This window comes from Nocardia sp. GP40 (assembly GCF_050434125.1).
In the GTDB taxonomy this organism is placed as follows: domain Bacteria; phylum Actinomycetota; class Actinomycetes; order Mycobacteriales; family Mycobacteriaceae; genus Nocardia; species Nocardia albiluteola.
Genome location: NZ_JBNPVW010000002.1, coordinates 862,485 through 881,900, shown reverse-complemented (window position 1 = coordinate 881,900; position 19,416 = coordinate 862,485). Strand labels below are relative to the sequence as shown.

General features: G+C 69.0%; 21 protein-coding genes. 9 read left to right on the top strand and 12 right to left on the bottom strand.

What is annotated here, in order from left to right:
• Positions 1-23: 23 nt before the first annotated feature.
• Positions 24-464 (bottom strand): DUF3151 domain-containing protein, encoded by a 441-nt coding sequence (locus tag ABH933_RS08670; RefSeq protein WP_215922196.1) that lies wholly within the window; start codon positions 462-464, stop codon positions 24-26.
• Between the two features lie 137 nt (positions 465-601).
• On the opposite strand from ABH933_RS08670, the gene ABH933_RS08665 reads away from it, so the two are divergent.
• Both ABH933_RS08665 and ABH933_RS08660 read left to right on the top strand, forming a co-directional pair.
• On the top strand, positions 602-2,254 hold the full coding sequence (locus ABH933_RS08665; protein ID WP_429418980.1) for a hypothetical protein: 1,653 nt from the start codon (positions 602-604) through the stop codon (positions 2,252-2,254).
• A 213-nt stretch (positions 2,255-2,467) separates the two neighbouring features.
• The gene (locus tag ABH933_RS08660; protein WP_429418978.1) at positions 2,468-3,511 is read left to right on the top strand and encodes a fused (3R)-hydroxyacyl-ACP dehydratase subunits HadA/HadB; all 1,044 of its coding nucleotides are present in this window, start codon (positions 2,468-2,470) and stop codon (positions 3,509-3,511) included.
• A gap of 7 nt (positions 3,512-3,518) precedes the next feature.
• Here ABH933_RS08660 and ABH933_RS08655 read toward each other — a convergent pair whose 3' ends face one another.
• Positions 3,519-4,958: a DUF4185 domain-containing protein gene (locus ABH933_RS08655; protein WP_429418976.1), complete on the bottom strand. Its 1,440-nt coding sequence runs from the start codon at positions 4,956-4,958 to the stop codon at positions 3,519-3,521.
• 458 nt (positions 4,959-5,416) lie between these two features.
• Between ABH933_RS08655 and ABH933_RS08650 the strand changes: the two genes are divergently transcribed.
• Complete coding sequence (locus tag ABH933_RS08650) at positions 5,417-5,761, top strand: excalibur calcium-binding domain-containing protein (RefSeq protein WP_429455018.1); 345 nt, start codon at positions 5,417-5,419, stop codon at positions 5,759-5,761.
• Between the two features lies 1 nt (position 5,762).
• Here ABH933_RS08650 and ABH933_RS08645 read toward each other — a convergent pair whose 3' ends face one another.
• Together ABH933_RS08645 and fbaA are read right to left on the bottom strand one after the other, a co-directional pair.
• Positions 5,763-6,875, bottom strand: a complete 1,113-nt coding sequence (locus tag ABH933_RS08645; protein ID WP_429418972.1) for a BTAD domain-containing putative transcriptional regulator — start codon at positions 6,873-6,875, stop codon at positions 5,763-5,765.
• A gap of 121 nt (positions 6,876-6,996) precedes the next feature.
• Positions 6,997-8,034: a class II fructose-bisphosphate aldolase gene (gene fbaA, locus ABH933_RS08640; protein WP_429418970.1), complete on the bottom strand. Its 1,038-nt coding sequence runs from the start codon at positions 8,032-8,034 to the stop codon at positions 6,997-6,999.
• Between the two features lie 165 nt (positions 8,035-8,199).
• Here fbaA and ABH933_RS08635 point away from each other — a divergent pair, with 165 nt between their 5' ends.
• Positions 8,200-8,904: a DedA family protein gene (locus tag ABH933_RS08635; RefSeq protein ID WP_429419251.1), complete on the top strand. Its 705-nt coding sequence runs from the start codon at positions 8,200-8,202 to the stop codon at positions 8,902-8,904.
• Between the two features lie 4 nt (positions 8,905-8,908).
• Positions 8,909-9,637, top strand: coding sequence for a DedA family protein (locus ABH933_RS08630; protein ID WP_429418968.1), 729 nt, complete (start codon positions 8,909-8,911; stop codon positions 9,635-9,637).
• Here ABH933_RS08630 and ABH933_RS08625 read toward each other — a convergent pair.
• Both ABH933_RS08625 and ABH933_RS08620 read right to left on the bottom strand, forming a co-directional pair.
• The gene (locus ABH933_RS08625) at positions 9,634-9,864 is read right to left on the bottom strand and encodes a hypothetical protein (protein ID WP_429418966.1); all 231 of its coding nucleotides are present in this window, start codon (positions 9,862-9,864) and stop codon (positions 9,634-9,636) included. The two genes, ABH933_RS08630 and ABH933_RS08625, sit on opposite strands and share 4 nt — an antisense overlap.
• Before the next feature lie 511 nt (positions 9,865-10,375).
• Complete coding sequence (locus ABH933_RS08620; protein ID WP_429418964.1) at positions 10,376-10,819, bottom strand: hypothetical protein; 444 nt, start codon at positions 10,817-10,819, stop codon at positions 10,376-10,378.
• A 98-nt stretch (positions 10,820-10,917) separates the two neighbouring features.
• Between ABH933_RS08620 and ABH933_RS08615 the strand changes: the two genes are divergently transcribed.
• Positions 10,918-11,589: a winged helix-turn-helix transcriptional regulator gene (locus ABH933_RS08615; RefSeq protein ID WP_429418962.1), complete on the top strand. Its 672-nt coding sequence runs from the start codon at positions 10,918-10,920 to the stop codon at positions 11,587-11,589.
• 202 nt (positions 11,590-11,791) lie between these two features.
• Here ABH933_RS08615 and ABH933_RS08610 read toward each other — a convergent pair whose 3' ends face one another.
• From ABH933_RS08610 to ABH933_RS08600, 3 genes are all read right to left on the bottom strand, one after another.
• Positions 11,792-12,988, bottom strand: coding sequence for a glycoside hydrolase family 76 protein (locus tag ABH933_RS08610; RefSeq protein WP_429418960.1), 1,197 nt, complete (start codon positions 12,986-12,988; stop codon positions 11,792-11,794).
• Positions 12,989-13,080: 92 nt separating this feature from the next.
• Positions 13,081-13,752 (bottom strand): TrmH family RNA methyltransferase, encoded by a 672-nt coding sequence (locus tag ABH933_RS08605; protein WP_429419249.1) that lies wholly within the window; start codon positions 13,750-13,752, stop codon positions 13,081-13,083.
• A gap of 85 nt (positions 13,753-13,837) precedes the next feature.
• Complete coding sequence (locus ABH933_RS08600) at positions 13,838-14,173, bottom strand: DUF4190 domain-containing protein (RefSeq protein WP_429418958.1); 336 nt, start codon at positions 14,171-14,173, stop codon at positions 13,838-13,840.
• Positions 14,174-14,360: 187 nt separating this feature from the next.
• On the opposite strand from ABH933_RS08600, the gene ABH933_RS08595 reads away from it, so the two are divergent.
• The 3 genes from ABH933_RS08595 (at position 14,361) to ABH933_RS08585 (ending at position 16,920) form a co-directional block, all read left to right on the top strand.
• Positions 14,361-15,737, top strand: coding sequence for a sensor histidine kinase (locus ABH933_RS08595; protein ID WP_429418956.1), 1,377 nt, complete (start codon positions 14,361-14,363; stop codon positions 15,735-15,737).
• On the top strand, positions 15,734-16,393 hold the full coding sequence (locus ABH933_RS08590; protein ID WP_429418954.1) for a LuxR C-terminal-related transcriptional regulator: 660 nt from the start codon (positions 15,734-15,736) through the stop codon (positions 16,391-16,393). The genes ABH933_RS08595 and ABH933_RS08590 overlap by 4 nt, the downstream gene beginning before the upstream one ends.
• 80 nt (positions 16,394-16,473) lie before the next feature.
• Complete coding sequence (locus ABH933_RS08585; protein WP_429418952.1) at positions 16,474-16,920, top strand: hypothetical protein; 447 nt, start codon at positions 16,474-16,476, stop codon at positions 16,918-16,920.
• A 131-nt stretch (positions 16,921-17,051) separates the two neighbouring features.
• Here ABH933_RS08585 and ABH933_RS08580 read toward each other — a convergent pair whose 3' ends face one another.
• The 3 genes from ABH933_RS08580 to pyrE form a co-directional block, all read right to left on the bottom strand.
• Positions 17,052-17,741: a lysoplasmalogenase family protein gene (locus ABH933_RS08580; RefSeq protein WP_429418950.1), complete on the bottom strand. Its 690-nt coding sequence runs from the start codon at positions 17,739-17,741 to the stop codon at positions 17,052-17,054.
• Between the two features lies 1 nt (position 17,742).
• Positions 17,743-18,801: a beta-ketoacyl-ACP synthase III gene (locus ABH933_RS08575; protein ID WP_429418948.1), complete on the bottom strand. Its 1,059-nt coding sequence runs from the start codon at positions 18,799-18,801 to the stop codon at positions 17,743-17,745.
• Positions 18,802-18,869: 68 nt separating this feature from the next.
• The gene (gene pyrE, locus ABH933_RS08570) at positions 18,870-19,415 is read right to left on the bottom strand and encodes an orotate phosphoribosyltransferase (protein WP_429418946.1); all 546 of its coding nucleotides are present in this window, start codon (positions 19,413-19,415) and stop codon (positions 18,870-18,872) included.
• Position 19,416 lies beyond the last annotated feature (1 nt).

Here is a 19,416-nt window from a genome sequence, read left to right as displayed (position 1 = left end):
CCGACGGGGTGGGTGAGCACTGCTCAGTCGAGGCCCAGTTCGGCCGCGGCGCGGGGATCGCAGTCCTCGAGCAGGTCCAGGCAGCGCGCGTATTCGTCGGACTCGCCGATGGTGCGCGCGGCGCGGGCGAGGGCTCCGACGGCGCGCAGGAATCCCTGGTTGGGCTCGTGGCTCCACGGCACGGGACCGAAGCCCTTCCAGCCGTTGCGGCGCAACAGGTCCAGGCCGCGGTGGTAACCGGTGCGGGCGAAGGCGTACGCCGCGATGACGTCCGCGTTCACGCCCTCCTGTGCCTGCGCGCGGGCCAGGGCGTCTTCCGCCAGCTGCGCCCAGGCGATCGAGGCCGTCGGGTGCGCCGCGGCGACCTGCACTGGATCCTGCTTGTTCAGCAGCGCCTCCTCCGCGTCGGAAATTTCCGGGAGTAGCACCGGCTGCGGTCCGAGGAGATCACCGAAGGAGGTCATGGGCTCAGTATCGCCTATCGCGGACATTCCCACCGGATCCGGACCCACGCTTCGCACCCGCAATGTCCTCCGGCGCCGGAATTGCTCGATAGGCTTGCCTGCGAGTTCACACTGTTCCGCCGAGCGAAGGGTGCCGAGTGTCCGACCCGACCGACGACCAGAAGCCGCAGCCGGACTCCGCCGATTCCGGGCGGCGTCCGTCGGCGAGCGCGCCGGGATCCGGTCCCGCCAGTGCGCCCACCTCGCCGGACGCCTCCGCCACCCAGCGGATCTCGCGCGATCAGTTGCCCGGTGCGGGAGGCGCCGCGGGCGTGACCGAGCGGATTCCGCGCGCTGCCGGCGCCGCCGGACCGGACACATCGGCGGCCGCTTCGGCCGCGTCGCCCACCCCCGTGAACGCGCCATCGACTCCGCGCCCGGGAGTCGGGCCCTCCCCGCTGCCACCGCGCCCCGCCCCGAAACCACCGGCCCCACCCGTGCCGCCGCGGCCTGGCGCGACCGTGCCGCCGACGGCGGCAGGGCCCGGCGCGGAGGCCGAAACCCAGGCGATCGCCAAGGGAGCCGCCGGGCAACCGGCTTCGACCGGGCCGGACCAGGGCGCGGGTGACAAGACCACGGTCATCCCCACCTCGGTACTTCCCCAGTCCGGCGGAATGCCTTCCGGCACGGCGGGATCCGATTCCGCAGCCGCCACACCGGACCGGACCGCGGCTGGCGGCAAGACCGCGGTTCCCCCACGTCCGACAATGCCGGCGACCGGCGGAAAGTCCAGCGCCGCGACCGAATCCGCGCCGGGCGGCGATACGGTGATCATTCCCGAATCGGCGCTGCCGGGCACCGGCGGCGAGCTTGTAGACGATCCGAAAACCGTTGCCATGCCGCAGGTCTCGGGCGCATCGGATGCCGAGACCACGGCCCTGCCCGTACAGCGTCCCGGCGAGCAGGCGACCGAGAAACTGCAGATCGGCGGCCAGCCGAGCACCGACCGAGTCACGCCGCCGGGCGGACGCGCGCCGATCACCAGGCCTCCCGCCACCCCACGCCCGGGATCCGGGCCGAAAAACACCGTGCCGCAAGGTCCCTCGAGTCCCATGCAGAGTCCACCCGCGGGTGGGGGAGTGCCGGGACCGCGTCCGGGCGGCGCACCCTCGCCGGCGGACGTGCGGCCCACCGCTCCGGCGCCCTCGATGTCGTCGCCGACCGCACCGATGTCCGCGCGGCAGGACACGCCGCACGACGCACCGCAGACGGCCGCGCCGCCCTCACCGGACGCGCAGCAGACGCGCGTAATCGCTGCGCCACAACGCATTCCCGGCGCCAACCCGCCGATGGACGCGCCGGCGGGAGGCACCCCGCAGCGCAACAAGCGCCGGCTGCTGATCGCGGGTGCGGTGGCGGCCGCCGTCGTCGTGATCGCGGTGATCATCGCGCTGGTCTCGGGCGGCACGAACAACTCGCCGGAGGCCAAGGTCAAGGCCGCTATCGGCGATTACACCACCGCACTGAAGAGCGGAAACCTCCCCGACCTGCAGTCCGCCACCTGCGGCGCCCAGCACGACTTCTACAGGAGCATCGCGCCCGACCAGTACGCAAGCGTGCACAAGCTGGCCGTCGATCAGCGCAAGATTCCCAAGGTGGATGCCGTCGATTCGGTCCAGATCACCGGGGACAAGGCGGTCGCACAGGCCAGCGTGTACACCGATGCCGACCCCACCCGGGTCGCGCGCACCTTCGACCTGCAGAACACGGCCACCGGATGGAAGGTGTGCGATTCCCCGAACGCGGGGTAGTGAGCTTCCGCACCGTAATCGAAGTGTGTTGTGACGCATCCACGTCAGCGCGCGATAAGCATCACAGGCGGCTGGTCACCGGCCCGAATCGCCCGGTAGAGTGGCCGGGATTGTCCGGCTGTGTCCGCGGTCCGGATTGCACCGGACTCTCGGGCGTACCAGAATTTACGCAGTAAGAGCAGCAGTAGAGATTTGAGCAGGGAGCACAGGGATATGCCGGAGCTGGCTATCGAAGCGTCGGCACCGACGGAACTGATCGGCAGGCAGTACCGCGTCCGGGGTAGCTACGAAGTCGGCCGCGAGAAGGTGCGCGAATTCGCCCGCGCCGTGCAGAACGCCCACCCCGCCCACCGGTTCGAGGGCGATGCGGCCAAGCTCGGCTGCGAGGGCCTCCTCGCGCCGACGACCTTCGCCGCGGTGATCGGGTGGACCACCACCCAGGCCCTGCTCGACTCCGTGCTGACCAGTTACGACCTGTCGCAGATCCTGCAGACCGATCAGCTCTTCGAGATCTATCGGCCGATGGTTTCCGGGGACGTACTGCACACGGAGACCAAGATCGAGTCGATCCGCCGGGTGCGCGGCAACGACTTCCTCACCGTGCGCGCGGCCATCATCGACGAGTCCGGCGCGGTCGTGGTCGTCGCGACGGTGACGATCGTGGCGCGGCTGGGCGTGGAGATCGATCCCGATATCGCGCGGCTGGTCGAGGGCCTGGTCATGCATCGGCGCGAGACCGATCGGACCGAGTCCGATGTCATCGCCCCGATGACCGCCGAGGAGGCCACCGAGATTCCGCCGCTGACGCGGTCGCGCGCGGGCCTCGAGGTGCGCACGGTCCCCCGCTTCGAGGATCTGACCGTCGGCGACGAGCTGCCCGCGGGCAAGATGCAGCTCACCCGCGGCGACCTGGTGAACTACGCGGGCGTGTCCGGCGATACCAATCCGATTCACTTCAGCGACCGCGCCGCCGACCTGGCGGGGCTCCCGACCGTGGTGGCGCACGGCCTGCTGACCATGGGCCTGGGCGCGGAGTACCTCAGCTCCTGGCTGGGCGACCCGACCGCGATCGAGTCGTACAGCGTGCGCTTCGCGAGTCTGGTATCGGTCCCGGCGACCTCCCCCGCACAGATCGAGTTCACCGCGAAGGTCAAGTCGCTGGATCCCGAACGCCGCACCGCGACGCTGCTGCTGTCCGGAACCTCGGAGGGCAAGAAGCTCTTCGGCCGCGCCGTGGCCGAAGTGCAGCTGAGCTAGGTAGTTACTACCTGATTTTCGCGTGCATCAGGTAGACGTTGTAGTCGCTCCAGGTGCTGATCGTGAAGTAGAGATCCGAGCCGGTGGACCACGGATGGATGAAACCGCCGTACAGTTCCGGATATTGGGACACCGTCACCGTTGGCGTGCTGGCGGACCAGACGCCCTGGGGTGAATCCGCCTCGCGCACAACGATGGCGCCCCGCGCGGTGTCCAGGTAGCTCATCTGCCACACGCGCCGCGCGGTGTCGTAGCGTACCGACAGCTCGCCCGCCGGGGCGTCCACAATCGGTGTGGCCGAGGTGGATCCGCCGACCGCGGTCCACTCACCGTCGCGCCAGTACTGGTAGGCCGAGGTGTTGAGCAGCTGCGCGGCGGGCACCCGCGCCAGCCCGACCGCGCCCAGCCTGGTATTGGGGGTGCCGAACATGTACACGTAGCCACCCTGCGGAACCATCGCGGCCACTTGGAAATTCGCGAGGCCGAAGATGTCGTCCCAGTGCGCGTAGGGATCCTTGGTCCAGGTCTGGCCGTGGTCGTCGGAGTAGGCGATGCCGCCGTAATTGGTGAAGAACGTGCCCGGCAGGCTGTTCCAGGTCCGGATCGACATGTAGCTCAGGTATTGGCGCTTGCCGAGCGCGAATCCGGACGTCGGGATCGTGGTGATCTCGATGTTGTCCTTCTTGCGACTGGACAGCACCTCGGCCGCGTGACAGCGGCCGTCGGTGACCATGCGATCGAAGACGACGCCGTGGCTCAGATCGCGAGTGTGGCTGAAGGCCAACAGGTTACTGCGCCAGTCCTGTCCCATCCCGCCCGGCGGGTGGAATCCGACGCCGACGCTGTCACCGAACGCCATGGCGATCTCCCCGGGTGCGCTCTCCCACGAGATCCCCAGATCGGTGCCGTACACCTGCCAGCGCTTGTCGGTGCGGTTCACCGAATCGGCACCGGTCTCCTTGGCCACCTCGGTGACCCCGGCGATCCGCGGGGCCGGGCGGGCGGGCGACTGCGGCGCCACTTCGGTCGGCGGATGCTGCCGAGCCGGAGGCGGCGGTCCGGGGTGGGGCGAGGGGCCCGGTGGGAGCGCGAAGTAGAACGGCTTCGGGCTCACCAAAACATCGGGAATGCCGAAGCGCCGCAACAGATCCGGCGGCGGGGCGGAGGTGTCGGTGAGATCCGGGCAGGGATCGACGCAGGGGTCGGCGGGCAGCGTCATCCTGGTGCGGGTGGGCTTCGCGGCCGGGGGCGGGCCGGGATCGACCGTCACCACCGGATAGGGAATCGGCACCTCGAGCGTCTTGGGCACCAAGGATTCGTGGGTGGGCAGCGGATCGGTCGCGCAGGGCCCGGCCCCGGGGACTGCCGGAGCGGCCTGTGCGACCGGTTGTGCGCACAGTGTGCCGAGCGCGATCGTTGCGGCGGCGGCCAGCAGCCGCAACCACACCCCGGTGCGGACCGACGGGGACGGGGCAGGTAGATGGGCGTGGACCCGAGGAAGCGCCGTCGCATACCAGGCGCCTACCGGCGGGCCGGTGGGCGTCGGCTTCCGTAACCGGTCAAGGCTCCGCGAAGCGCCGCCGATCGACACAGTCCCAACCCCTCGTTTCGGGTACGTTCCTGCGGTATCAGCGCGGCCTGCGGTGTGCGTCGATCCCGCTCTGTCTCAACCGCCCTGACAGTACCGGGCGAAACCGGGATCGCGCGGCATTCGCAGCCATCGAGTGACCGATGGGTAACTCTGTGAACGATTCTCAGGTAATCCGCATAGAGTTGTCTCGAACCATCCACCCGTTCAGAGCGTTATCCCTGTGAGTACAGGCCGGGCTGTACCGGCTCGCGACTCGAAGGATCCTCCCCCTCGCGGTGCGGAGGTTCGACCATTACCCGAACAGGATTGTCGCCGTGAAGATTTCATCGTTCCGCCGCATGATCCCGGCCGTCGCGGCAGCCGGACTACTCGCGCTCGGCACCATGGTCGGGGGCGGCACGGCTCTGGCCTCGCCCGGCTCCGGGGCGGGCACCGGCGGCAGTTCCGCGGGCGGCAGCGGATTCACCGTCAACAATCAGGGCACGATCTCCGGCTCCGACACCGGCACCCCGGACCAGAGGTCCGTGTACTACCCGAACTGCGCGACCGTGCGCGCGGAGGGCAAGGCGCCGCTCTACTCCTCGCAGCCGGGATACAACGGCCTGCTCGACCCCAAGGGCACCGGCGTCGCGTGCGGCCCGGACAGCAACACGCCGTAGGCTATCCGGCCTCGAAGACCAGGACGGTCGCGCCGATGCGGACCGCGTCGCCGTCGGCCAGGACCGAACCGCTGTCGATCGCTTCCTCGTTGATGTAGATGCCGTTGGCCGAGTGCAGGTCCTTGATCAGCAGGCCGGCCCGGCTCGGCAGGATGTGGGCGTGGTATCGGCTGACCTTCGGATCGTCGAGCACCAGATCGTTGTCGGTCATGCGGCCGATCTTCAAGCCGCCCTTGGCGATCGGCACCGTGCGCCCGTCGGGCAGCCGCAGCCGGCCCGAACGCGCCGAGTGCGGCGTCTCGGTCACCGTCTCGGTCATTGCCTGCGCCATCCGCTCGACCTTGGCGATGTCGGCGGTGTCGAGCGGTTCCTGCCGCAGCACCCGTTGTTCCAGTTCGGTGAGCGCGGGACCGGGGTCGATGCCGAGCTCGTCGGCCAGCACCGTGCGGACCCGGCGGCACGCCTCCAGCGCGTCGGCCTGACGGCCCGACAGGTACAGCGCGGTAATCAGCTGCACCCACAGCGGCTCCCGCAGCGGATGCGCGCCGGTCATCGAGACCAGCTCGCCCACCACGGAAGAGGCACGGCCGCAAGCGATCTCGGCATCGATCCGGGCCGAGGCGACCAGCAGCCGCTCCTCGTCCATCGCGGTGGCGAAGCTCTCGGCGAAGTGCAGCCCGGACAGGTCGTCCAGGGCCTTGCCGCTCCACTCGGCCAGCGCCTCGGCGAACAGCTGGGAGGCGCGGTCGTGGTCGCCCGCGCCGACAGCCTCGGCGCCGGCGCGACGGGCGGCGTCGAAGCGGCCCAGATCGCAGCCACCGTCCGGGATCTCGAGCCGGTACCCGGACGACTCGGTCCGCAGCACCGCCTGGTCGACACCCGAATTACGCAGGGCCTTACGAATATTCGAAACGAAAACCTGCAGGCTGGCCTGATAGGAGTCCGGCGGCTCCTCGTTCCAGACGATATCGGCCAGCGCCTGCGAGGACACCGCCCGCCGCCGGTTCACCGTCAGCGCGGCCAGCAGCGCCCGCGGCTTGGGACCCCCCACCGCCACGGGTGCGCCGTCGACCAGCAATTGGACGGGCCCTAGGACCCGAACATCCAGTGTCACTACGCTCCTCCGCCTCCCCGCGCTTCAGCGCACCGGCGGGCGCCGCGAGATGGGGCCGTGCAGCCAGCCATTTCTGACAACCTAGTGCCGCATGACCCCGCGCGCTATTCGGCTGTGCTACTTACTTCGCGCTGACGGACTTGCCCGCGGACTTGAGGTCGTTGCATGCCTCGACGACACGGTCGGCCATGCCGGTCTCGGCCTTCTTCAGGTAGCTACGTGGGTCGTAGACCTTCTTGTTGCCGACCTCGCCGTCGATCTTCAGCACGCCGTCGTAGTTGCCGAACATGTGGCCGGCGATCGGGCGGGTGAAGGCGTACTGGGTGTCGGTGTCGACGTTCATCTTCACCACGCCGAACTTCAGCGAATCGTCGATCTCCGACTTCAGCGAGCCCGAACCACCGTGGAAGACGAAGTCGAAGGGCTTGGCGCCCTGCGGCAGGCCGAGCTTGGCCGCGGCCACCCGCTGGCCCTCGGCCAACACCTCGGGCTTGAGCACCACGTTGCCCGGCTTGTAGACGCCGTGCACGTTGCCGAAGGTGGCCGCGAGCAGGTACCTGCCGTTCTCGCCGGAACCGAGCGCGTCGATGGTCTTCTCGAAGTCCTGGGGGGAGGTGTAGAGCTTCTCGTTGATCTCGGCCTCGACGCCGTCCTCCTCGCCGCCGACGACGCCGATCTCGACCTCGAGGATGATGTTCGCGGCCGCGGCCTGCTTCAGCAGCTCTTTGGCGATCTCCAGGTTCTCGTCGATCGGAATCGCCGAGCCGTCCCACATGTGCGACTGGAACAGCGGGTTCTTCCCCGCGCGCACCCGCTCCTGCGAGATGGCCAGCAGCGGGCGCACGTAAGTGTCCAGCTTGTCCTTGGGGCAGTGGTCGGTGTGCAGCGCGACGGTGATGTCGTACCGGGCCGCCACCACGTGCGCGAATTCGGCGAGGGCGACCGCGCCCGTGACCATGTCCTTCACACCCTGGCCGGAGCCGAATTCGGCGCCGCCGGTGGAGAACTGGATGATGCCGTCACTGCCCGCCTCGGCGAAGCCGCGGATCGCCGCGTTGATCGTCTCCGACGACGTGCAGTTGATCGCGGGAAAGGCGAAGGAGTTCTCTTTGGCCCGACCGAGCATCTCGGCGTAGACCTCCGGAGTCGCGATGGGCACTGCAGTGACCTCCGTGTGTGCGCTGCGAAGAACAGATATGTCAATGCCCACCCTAGGTTCACCCGTCCCCCGGGCGGAAGGCACCCCCTGGACCTGCGGGCCCGGTGAGGTTGCAGTGAGGTTCGGTGTCATAGCCCACCTGCCGGTACTGTGGGGGCCGTGACCATGCTGGCCATTTCCGATGTTCTTGCGAGTAGCTCCGGTATCAAGGGACTGCTCGACCCGATGCACCTGCTCACGGAGACGTGGCTCAAGGACGCGGTGCTGCCGGCCATTCTGGTCATGGTCTTCATCGAGACGGGACTGCTGTTCCCGATCCTGCCCGGCGATTCGCTGCTGTTCACCGGCGGTCTGCTGGCCGCGCATCCCCAGCACCCGGTCTCCATCGGGGTGCTGCTGCCCGCCGTCGCGATCACCGCGATCGCGGGCGATCAGTGCGCGTACTGGATCGGCCGGGCCATCGGACCGGCGCTGTTCCACAAGAAGGACGGGCGCTTCTTCAAGCAGCGCTATGTCACCGAGACGCACGCCTTCTTCGAGAAGCACGGGCCCAAGACCATCATCCTGGGCCGGTTCGTGCCGATCGTGCGCACCTTCATGCCGGTCCTGGCGGGCGTGTCCAAGATGGACTACCGCACCTTCCTGACCTTCGACATCGTCGGCGGCGTCGCCTGGGGTGGCGGCGTCACGATCCTGGGCTTCTACCTGGGCAACATCGCGATCGTTCGCAATCACATCGAGGCGATCTTCATTCTGATCGTGCTGATCTCGGTCCTGCCGGGCATCATCTCGGTGGCCAAGAAGCTACGCAACCACGAGCCCGTGCTGGCCGAGACCGACCCTGCTCCGACGAACGAATCCATGCGCTGACACCTTGCCGAACACCCCGCTACCCCTCGCACTGGGCGGACTCGATTCGCTGCAGTCCGCCGGGCCGGTCCTGGTCTGGCTCGTTGTACTCGTCTTCGTCTTCCTCGAGTGCGCCCTGATCATCGGGCTGTTCCTGCCCGGCGATTCGATGCTGCTCACCGCCGGTATCGTGCTGGCCTCGCACCAGAGCGGCCACACACAGGTGTGGGGGCTGGTCCTGGCGACGATGATCTCGGCGATCGCCGGCAATCAGGTCGGATACGTGATCGGCACGCGCACCGGCCACCATCTGGTGGCGCGGCGCAACGGCCGCTACATCAACACCCGCAACCTGATGCGCGTGACCGACCTGCTACACCGGCACGGATTCCTGGCGGTGCTGGTCGCCCGCTGGATTCCGTGGGTGCGCACGCTGTGCCCGCTGGTCGCCGGGGCCGCGCACATGGATCACCGGCGCTACACGGTCGCCAGCACGATCGGCGCGGTGCTCTGGGCGCCGGTACTGCTGCTGGTCGGCTTCTACGGCGGCGGATTCCTGAACCGGGTGTCCTGGTTGATGCCCACGGTGATCGGCACGCTGGTCGCCGGCCTGCTCATCGGCACCGGCCTGGGCGTGCGGCAGTACCGCATCGAAATATCCCGTCCCGCCGAGGATTTCGATCTCGAACGGCCCGCGGCCAGCTGCGCGTCCGGGGCATCGGGCGGCGGCACGGCGCACGCCGAGGAGGCCTAGGGCCAATCTCGCGCAGTTTGGACTTCTTCCGGGATGAATATTTTGGAATTGGCCATGAACTTTCGCCAAGCGGCCAACCGGTCGCCTGCTACGTAGGTGGGGATGATCTCGGCCGCGGTCTCCCGCTGTTCTGCCCGATCCGCCAGAAGCTCCGACACCGGCGGCTCGTGCGGCACCGCCGTACTTACCAGCCCCGGATATGCCTGCACCAGGGCCAACGTGGTCACCGCCCCGCCGCTGGACCCGAATACCATGGCCGGGCCGGCATCCAAATGGGAGATCAACGCGGCCAGATCATCGGCTCGAAGTTCCGGAGCCGAATCCTGATGTCTGGGGCGGCGGCATCTACGAGAAGGACTCCTTCTACCGAGCCTGCGACGAACTCGGCGTGCTGATCCGGCAGGACTTCATGTTCGCCTGCACCGACTACCCCGCATCCTGCCCGACACGGTCGCCACCCACGATGGCGGTGTGCCCTACTGGCCCGGCAGCCCGCGGGGCGAAAGGCCCCGCCGAGGGATTCATGGCCGCAAACGGCGTGCTCGACGGCGACCGTCACCGCCTGGGAGGTGTGGCACGGATAGGACCTCGGCGCAGGGGGCGGCCCCTACGACAGCGTCGGCGAGGCGCGCCACTATCGCCGCTACGCCGACGACGTGGCAAGTTCATCAGCGAGTTCGGCATCCACGCCTCCCCCAGCTGTCCACGCTGCGCCGCTGGATCCCCATGGTGAGGACCTCAGTTCCCGGTTCCGATCGCCAACGCCTCCAGCGTCATCGGGTTCTCGTCCTGCAGGTACTCACCCAGCGCTGCCCGGTCCAGCGGGTATTCACGGAAGAAGGTGAGCACCCAGTTGGTCTCCTGGACCGTGCCGCTCGGCAGCACGACCTGCTCGTTCGTCCGGCCGCACGCCTCGCCGATCGCTTCGCTGATGCGCTTGACGAGCTTGCGCTTGGCATCTCGGGACAGCTCCGGCGGCGCGTCGAGCGAGCAGATCGGCCGGACCGGTTCATCGGACAGCACACCGTCCTGGCTGGCCGAGCGGGCGGGCCATTCCTGCAGGAACACGCGCGTATCCGGAATCGGCCACGCCTCATGGATGGCTTCGAAGAGGTCGTGGTGCAGCTTCTCCTTCGTGATGGCGCTGATACCGGCCGGGATGTCGACATAGGCGATGGGCATCCGCTTGATCCTTTCGTTCGCCACACACGCTCAGGCGAGCATGTGACTTCACGCTAGCAACGGAACTTGTTTTTTACAAGCATGATATAAATGAACCTGTGAGCCGTGGATACCTGCAGTTTTGCGGACTGGCCCGGGCCATGGAGATGGTCGGTGGCCGCTGGGCCCTGCTCATCGTTCGCGAGTTGCTGGACGGCCCGAGGCGCTTCACCGATCTGCAGAAGGGCCTGCCGGGGATTCCGACCAACGTGCTCAGCGCCCGGCTGAAGGAGCTGGAAGAACTGGATATTGCCACGCGGCGACTGCTGGGGCGGTCGGTCGCGTACGAGCTCACCGACTACGGACGCGAACTGGACAGCGCCATGGTGACGCTGGGTATGTGGGGTGCTCGTCGGCTCGGCACGCGCGGGCCCGACGACTTCTTCAGCGTGCACTCACTGTCGCTGGCACTGCGTGGTGCGTTCCGGGCCGATCCGGGGGATCCGGACTACCTGTTCGAGCTGCGCATCGGCGAGGACGAGCTGCTGGTCTCGATATCCCATGGCACACTGTCCTTTCCGGCCGAGGGCGACCATCGTCCGGACGCCACGATCGAGACGGACGCGGACACCATTTTCCAAATCCTCAACGGTACAACAGATCTCGATGAGGCCATCGCTACCGGTCTGGCCGGTGTCACTGGAAACCTCAGAGCGGCAAAACGATTCGTCGACCTGTTTCGAATGCCACAACCAGTCGATGCGGTCGCCGGTGCGGCACAGACCTCATAACGCCGATCCTGCATCCATCGGTCCGGTCCGGCGGCCCGGCCGCCCGCCCCGGCCTCAATCGGCGACGGCACCACGGGCCTGGTCCTGCGCGCTCGCCTCCGTAGTCGCGATCGTCGGCACCGGGCTCGCCGGCCGCACCTGCGGAACCACCGGCCTGACATCAGGACCCACCCGCCAAACTGCGCGACATTGGCCCTAGGGCCTACAGGCCCGCGGCCGTCACCAGGTAGGCGGCCTCCATCAGCATCCAGCCCGAAAGCTGCACCGACAGATCCCGTTCCGGGCTGGTCGACGCGCTGACCGACCCGTGCCCGGTGGGTCCGCCGGCGCCGACCTTGCCGGCGGGCATCCGGGCCGGGCGGGACCAGTCGGGACCGAAGAGGGGTTGGCCCTCGACCTCGAGGCGATGCTCCCAGGCGGCCCGGGCCGAGGCCTTGACGATCGCGGCCGCCACGCTGCGGGCGCCGACCTGATCGGCCTCCTCGCCGGGCAGCAGCAGGGCGGTCAGCGCGAGATACCGCGCCAGAATGCCGTTGAACAGGCCGCCGTCGCCCCCGCCACCCCCGGTGACGACGCCGCGATCGGTCAGCTGGTCCTGCACCGCGGCCAGCAGCCGCTGCACGCGGTCGATATGCCGGAAATCGCCTGTGTGCGCGGCCAATTCGGTCTCGAGCCCCAGCACCACGCCCTGGCAGTAGGTGTACACGGGCCGCTCGACCCGGCCCGCGGGCAGATGGACGCCGTCCAGGATCAGGCCGGTCTCGCCGTCGCGCAGATGCTTGTCCAGCCAGTCGCCGATCTCCTCGGCCCGCGCGTACCGGCCGAGGCGGGCCAGCGCGATGCCGGCGGGGCCGTTGGCCGGGGTGTTGTAGTAGTCCGCGCCCTTGCGCCACGGGAAGGCGCCGATCCGCGGCTGCCACCCGATGATCAGTTCCTTTTCCAGGGCGCGCAGGCCGCCGCGCACCTTGGCGATGCCCCGGTTGCGTTCGGCGCGTTCCAGGGTCAGGGCCAGCCACGCCATGTCGTCGTAGTAGTCGTTGGACCACCCGGTGATGTTGCGCAGGCGGTGGGCGCGGGCCAGCCGGGCGACACGCCGGGTGCGCGCGGGCGTCGGGTCCCGGTTCGCGGCATCGATCGCACAGTCGATGAGATGCGCCTGCCACCAGTAGTTCCAGGTGAAGTACAGCCGCTCGCGCCGCAAGGGCGGCCAGCCCACCACGCCGAGCCTGGTCCCCGGCGCGGCCCACAGCCGGCGCAGATGGCGGGACACCACCGCGGACTCCGCCAGATCCGCCCGGTGCGACCAGTCCGAGGCGACGGGCTCGGCCGTGCGATCGATCGGTGGCCGCGCACGCCGCACGCGTGCCGACTGTCGCTCGTCGTCGCTCGACGAAGTCATGGCATCCATGGTGCCAGCAACCCGCCCGATTCCGCGCCCGATTTGTTATGCATCCGTCTCGTGTCCGTTTTCGACGGAGCGCGGGACGGTAACTACCAGGCCCGGGTGAGGTCGGCGTGCTGGGCGATCCAGGTGTGCATGGCGATTCCCGCGGCGACACCGGCATTGATGCTGCGCGTGGAGCCGAACTGGGCGATCGAGACCGTCATCACCGCACCGGCCTTGGCCTGGTCGGTCACGCCCGGACCCTCCTGCCCGAACAGCAGCAGGCAATTGCGCGGCAGGCGGGCGGTCTCCAGCGCAATCGCGCCGGGCACGTTGTCGACCGCGACGACGACCAGGCCCGCGCGCGCGGCGAACTCCAGCAGCTCGGCGATGTCGGTGTGATGCTCGAGATGCTGATAGCGGTCGGTGACCATGGCGCCGCGGCGATTCCAGCGGCGGCGTCCCACGATGTGCACCGCCGCCGCGGCGAAGGCATTGGCGGTGCGTACCACGGTGCCGATATTGGCGTCGTGCCCGAAGTTCTCGATCGCGACATGGAACGGATGCCGGCGCCGGTCGATATCGGCGACGATCGCCTCGCGCGTCCAATATCGGTACGCGTCAACGACATTGCGCCGGTCGCCGTGCGCGAGCAACTCCGGGTCCAGGCGCGGATCGGGCGGGGGTGGCGTGCCGAACTCGTGCTCCCAGGGCCCGACGCCGTGGGGGTGCTCGCCCCATTCGGTGGGGCCGGCCAGTACCGCATCGTCCGGGACCACCGCGCCTGATTCGCTCCGCTCGGCTGTGTCGTCGGGTCGCTCGCTCCGCTCGCTCACGCCCCCATGATTCGCCAGCGCGCCCGGCTCACGGCGCCGGGGTGGTGGAGACGTGCGCGATGAGCACGCCGATGATGATGAAATAGACGATGAGGAAGATCAGGCTCAGCGCGAACAGGATCGACGTCACGATGCCCAGGATGTAGCCGACCTGCACATTCGACCGGCCGCCGAGGGTACCGCCGGAGGCGTCGATCTCGGTGAGCGCCCGGCGCCCCATCACCCATGCGAACGGGCCGAGGACGCCGCAGAAGAAGCCCAGGATGCCCAGCACCAGAATCGTCGTCGCCTGGGGATGATCCGGTGGCCGGAACTGCGGACCGTACCCGTAACCGTAAGGCGGCTGGGCTGGAGGGTAATTCACACGCACACTGTAGCGCCGGGCCCCGCCGGACTCCGACGGATTTTCCGGCCTCGAGACGACGCGCGAACTCGGTCCGATCGGTGGCGAATCCCGCGCCACACCGGTCGATGGGGTGTGGCTGTCCACACCCCCGACACGGTGGCCTGCCCGCTCGCGGGCGACCGGCCGAAACGGGCAGCATCGAAGCATGACCGAAACCGTCGCCGAGCCCGCCGTCGCACCGGACCGACCGTCACCGTCCGGACCGGACTACGCACAGGTGGCCCGTGCGATCCTGCTCGCTCCGTTCCGAGCCAGGACCTGGAAGCAGTTCGCCTTCGTCCTGATCGCCGCTCCCCTTGCCATCGTCGCCATCCCCTATCTGGCGGGTGGCTTCGGAGTGAGCCTCGGGTTGTCGATTACCGTCGTGGGTGTGCCCCTGCTGGCGCTGGTGATCCTGAGCGGCCGGGTGTGGGCGCTGGTGTATCGGGCGCTGTGCCGCACGCTGCTGGACACCCCGATCCCGCCGCCGGCCCCGTTCGACCGCGGACGCGGGTTCTTCGGATTCCTGGGCGCCGCGTTCGCGGACCGCACGTCCTGGCGGGCGCTGGCCTTCCTGCTCGCCGAGATCGTGCTGGGGCTCGGGCTCGGATATCCGGTGCTGATCGCGATCACGGTCACGGTGTTCACGGCGATCTCGCCGATACCGTGGGCGCTGTTCCACCCGACGAATGTGGATTCCCAAGGGCGTAGCCATCATTCGCTCGCCCAGTTCGGCAACTACTACGTCGAGACCTGGCCGCGGGTGCTGGCGCTGGCCGCGATCGGCGTGCTCGGCTGCCTGGTGCTGCCGTGGCTGCTGCGCGGCGTGTGCTGGTTGCACTCCGCGCTCGCGCAGGCGCTGCTCGCACCGACCGCGCGCGATCGCCGGATGGCGGAGCTGCGCGAGGGCCGGCGGGTCGCGGTCGAGGATTCCGCCGCGACACTGCGCCGCCTCGAGCGCGATCTACACGACGGCACCCAGGCCCGGCTGGTAACGATCGCGATGACGCTCGGCCGCGCCCAGGAGCGGATCGCCGATGGCACCGATCCCGCGGAACTGATCGCCGATGCCCGCGACAGCTCCAAGGAGGCCCTGGCCGAACTGCGCGAACTGGTGCGCGGCATCCATCCCCCCGCCCTCGAGCTGGGGCTGGAACCGGCGCTGGAGACGCTGGCCGCGCGTTGCGCGGTGCCGGTCGAACTGCGTGTGCACCTGCCGCATCGGCCGACGCCCGCCATCGAGGCCATCGCCTACTTCTCCGTCGCCGAACTGCTGACCAATGTGGTGAAGCATTCCGGCGCCACCCAGGCCTGGGTCTCCGCGCTCCCGGCCTATGAGGGAACCATCGCCCTCGTGGTGCGCGACGACGGCCACGGCGGCGCGCTGCCGCCATCCGTGCCGACCGGGGAAACCGTGGTGAGCGGCGGACTTTCGGGCCTGGCAGCGCGCGCCCGCTCGGTCGACGGCGCGCTGACCGTGGACAGTCCGGCCGGTGGACCCACCGTCGTCACCCTCACGCTGCCGATCGCGGGGCCGCAATGAGTGCGCTGCGCATCGTGATCGCCGAGGACAGCGCGATCCTGCGCAACGGCCTGGCCGCTCTGCTGACCGAACGCGGCCACCGGGTGGTCGAAATGGTCGGCGAGGCAAGCCGATTGAGCGAGGTGGTCGCCGAGCACCGGCCCGACGTGGCGGTAGTGGACGTCCGCATGCCGCCCTCGTTCACCGACGAGGGCCTGCTGGCCGCCATCGAACTGCGGCGCAAGTTTCCGGGCACCGGCGTGCTGGTCTTCTCGCAGTGGATCGAAACCCGTTATGCCACCGAACTTCTCGCCGGTGGCGCGAGCGGCGTCGGATACCTTCTCAAGGACCGGGTCGCCGATGTACGCGAATTCGCCGACGCGTTGACGCGGGTCGCCGAGGGCGGCACCGCCCTGGATCCGGAGGTGGTGAGCCAGCTGATGGGCGCGGCGCGGCAGCAGGATTCGCTGGCGCGGCTGACCCCGCGCGAACGCGAGGTGCTCGAACTCATGGCGCAGGGGTTGTCGAACGGAGCCATCGCGCGGGCGCTGACCGTCACCGAGCGCGCGGTGGAAAAACACATCGGCAACATCTTCATCAAGCTCGATCTGCCGCCCTCGGACGAACACCATCGCCGGGTCCTGGCGGTGCTGCGGCTGCGGCCGGGCGGGGCCTGACCGGCCTCCGGTTCAAGACGGCCGCACAGCGGGTACCCAGGGCCTATCCTGGAAGTCTGAAGCGGTGGTGGAGGTGGGCCATGGACCACTCGCGCATACTTCGCACGGTGCTCGGCGTGACCGTCGGGTACATGATGCTCCTCGGCTTCTGGCTGGGATGGGTCGTCAAGCACACCCCGCCCGGGACGCTGCCGTATCAGATGGTGGCGCTGGTGGGCATGTTCGGATCCTGCGTCGGGCTGGGGATGGTGCTGGCCCAGCGCCCGACGCGCGCCGACCGTCGACTGCTGCGGCACGGCCTCGAGGGCTGGGCCGTCATCGAGGGCGTGCATCCCCTGACCCGCACCGATCACCACACCGAACTCACCGAGCTGGACCTCGAGCTCACCGTCCCGGGATCCGCAACTTACCGGGGCACCATCGTTTTCGATGTCGCGCCGATCGACGAACCGAAGATCACCGTCGGAGAGACGATTTCGGTCCGCGTCGACCCCACCGACCGCGACCGCATCATCCTGTGTTTGTAATCGAGCGCCCCATACCCCACGGCTCGACCGCCCTGCCGACAGCCCCGGACGACCGCCTCGACCATCCCGGAGCCACTACATCCGTCGCCCTGGCGAGAGTCCGGAACAAACCCCACGACCGCGAAGAGAGACTACTCCGTGTGAACGCGCGGGTCGGTGAGCAGATACTGCGCCCCCGCGTAGGTCGCCAGAATGATGCCCTCTGTGATGCGGCGGGCCCGCGGCGTACGGGCGAACAGGCGGCGCAGCACGATCAGCCCGTCCGAGACGGTGAACAGCAGCGCGCCCAGGCCCACACGGGTGCGTGGATCGCGGGCCGGAAGATTCATGCCCGCAAGGGTTTTCGCATCCGGAGCCAGATCCGGGTCGGAGGCGAGCACCGCCGCGGTGGCCAGGGTGGCGCCATAGCCGCTCAGCGGCAACGCAAGCCGCGGCGCACCGCGGCGCAACAGCGCGCCCGCACAGAGCCAGGCCGCGATGCGCGGGGCCGCGACGGCCGCGCGCGGACGGGCACCCCGCCGCCACCAGAGCGCCGAATACCCCGCCTGCATCACCGCGAAAGCGCTTGCGCCCGCGACCAATCGACGATCGTCGTCCGGATCGATGAGCAGCACGTCGCCCACCGTCGCGGCGCCCAGCGAGCCGAGCAACAGCGCTCGATCGGCCGGCGCGAGCGACCCGCCGCTGTGCACCACATCGGCCGCCAGCAGCGGCATCATCATCGGTTTCGCGATCCACTGCAGCCGGTCCCGGCCGGTCAGTGCCCCGGCCACGGTCAGTACGGCCGCACCGGCGAATGCGGCCCGAAACGGTCTGGCCATCTCAGAAACTCGATTCGATCGGGTTGGGCGGCAACGTGACGACCTGGCCCGCGTAGCTGAGCCCGGCGCCGAAGCCGAGCAGCAGTGCCAGCTGTCCGCCCTTGGCCTTGCCGGTCACCAGCATCTCCTCGATCGCCAGCGGGATCGACGCGGCGGAGGTGTTGCCGGTGTTCTCGATGTCGTTGGCCATCGGGATGTCGTCGGCCAGGCCCAGATTCTTGCTCATCAGCTCGTTGATGCGGGCATTGGCCTGATGCGGCACGAACACATCGATGTCCTCCTTGGCCACGCCCGACGCCTCGAGCGCGGACGACAGCGCCCGCGGCAGCGTGACCGCCGCCCAGCGGAACACCCGCTGTCCCTCCATCCGCAGCGACATCCGGCCGATCGGCTCGAGCTCGGGGTCCGTGCCCTGCAGCGCCTGCGCCCTGTCCATGTACGCGAGGAAGTCGACGTTCTGCGCGATCGCCTCGGCGTTCTCGCCGTCGCTGCCCCAGACCGTCGGCGAGATGCCGTTCTCCTCGGCGGGCCCCACCACCACGGCGCCGGCGCCGTCGCCGAAGATCATCGCGGTGCCGCGATCGGTCGGATCCAGGCCGACGGTCATCGTCTCGGCCCCGATCACGAGTACATACTCCGCCGAGCCGGACCTGATCAGATCCGCGGACACCCCGAGCGCGTAGCCGAAACCGCCGCAGCCCGAGGCGAGGTCGAATGCCGGAATACCGTTCATGCCCAGGTCGTAGGCGATCGACGGCGCACCGTGCGGGGTCAGCTTCAGCCAGCTCGAGCTCGCGAGCACCAGCGCGCCGATCCGCGACCGGTCGACCCCGCTGTTGACGATCGCGCGCTCGCCCGCCGCGGACGCCAGCGTCCGCAGCGTCTCGTCGCCGCTGATCCAGCGCCGATTGCGAATCCCGGTGCGCTCGTAGATCCATTCCGGGGAGGAGTGCAGCACCTCGCACACTTCGTCGTTGCTGACGATGCGGGTGGGCCGGTAGGCGCCGATGCCGAGCATCGCGACGTTCCGGCGGCCCCTGTTCACTGCGATACTCACCACAAGCGGCTCACTCGACCCTTCGCGCACGTCGTCGGACAGGAAGATTTCAGGCTAGCCGAGCCGCCGGGTCACCCCAGCGCGAGATCCTTCAGCCCCAGAATCGAGCGGTATTCCAGCCCCTCCGCCGCGATGATCTGGTCGGCCCCGGTCTCCCGGTCCACCACCGTCGCCACGCCCGCGACGATCGCGCCGGCCTCACGCAGCGCGCGCACCGCGGTCAGCGGCGAATTCCCGGTCGTCGTGGTGTCCTCGACCACCAGCACGCGCTTGCCGACGATGTCCGGCCCCTCGATCTGGCGCTGCATGCCGTGCGTCTTGGCGGCCTTGCGCACCACGAACGCGTCCAGCGGACGGCCGGGCGCGTGCATCACGGCCGCCGCCACCGGGTCCGCACCCATGGTGAGCCCGCCGACCGCGGTGAAGTCCCAGTCCGACACCAGCTCCCGCAGCAGCTTCCCGATCAGCGGCGCGGCCTCGTGCTGCAGGGTGGCGCGGCGCAGGTCAACGTAGTAGTCGGCCTCCTTGCCGGACGACAACGTGACCCGGCCGTGCACGACGGCCAGCTCCCGCACCAGTTCCGCCAATCTGTCTCGATCGGTGGTGGATTCGATCATC

Bases quoted from the DNA above. Each gene is read 5' to 3' on its own strand.
- ABH933_RS08585 (WP_429418952.1), top strand. From the start codon at position 16,474: ATGGACCACTCGCGCATACTTCGCACGGTGCTCGGCGTGACCGTCGGG.
- ABH933_RS08635 (WP_429419251.1), top strand. From the start codon at position 8,200: ATGCTGGCCATTTCCGATGTTCTTGCGAGTAGCTCCGGTATCAAGGGA.
- ABH933_RS08590 (WP_429418954.1), top strand. From the start codon at position 15,734: ATGAGTGCGCTGCGCATCGTGATCGCCGAGGACAGCGCGATCCTGCGC.
- ABH933_RS08660 (WP_429418978.1), top strand. From the start codon at position 2,468: ATGCCGGAGCTGGCTATCGAAGCGTCGGCACCGACGGAACTGATCGGC.
- ABH933_RS08595 (WP_429418956.1), top strand. From the start codon at position 14,361: ATGACCGAAACCGTCGCCGAGCCCGCCGTCGCACCGGACCGACCGTCA.
- ABH933_RS08580 (WP_429418950.1), bottom strand. From the start codon at position 17,741: ATGGCCAGACCGTTTCGGGCCGCATTCGCCGGTGCGGCCGTACTGACC.
- pyrE (WP_429418946.1), bottom strand. From the start codon at position 19,415: ATGATCGAATCCACCACCGATCGAGACAGATTGGCGGAACTGGTGCGG.
- ABH933_RS08610 (WP_429418960.1), bottom strand. From the start codon at position 12,988: ATGACTTCGTCGAGCGACGACGAGCGACAGTCGGCACGCGTGCGGCGT.
- ABH933_RS08670 (WP_215922196.1), bottom strand. From the start codon at position 464: ATGACCTCCTTCGGTGATCTCCTCGGACCGCAGCCGGTGCTACTCCCG.
- ABH933_RS08620 (WP_429418964.1), bottom strand. From the start codon at position 10,819: ATGCCCATCGCCTATGTCGACATCCCGGCCGGTATCAGCGCCATCACG.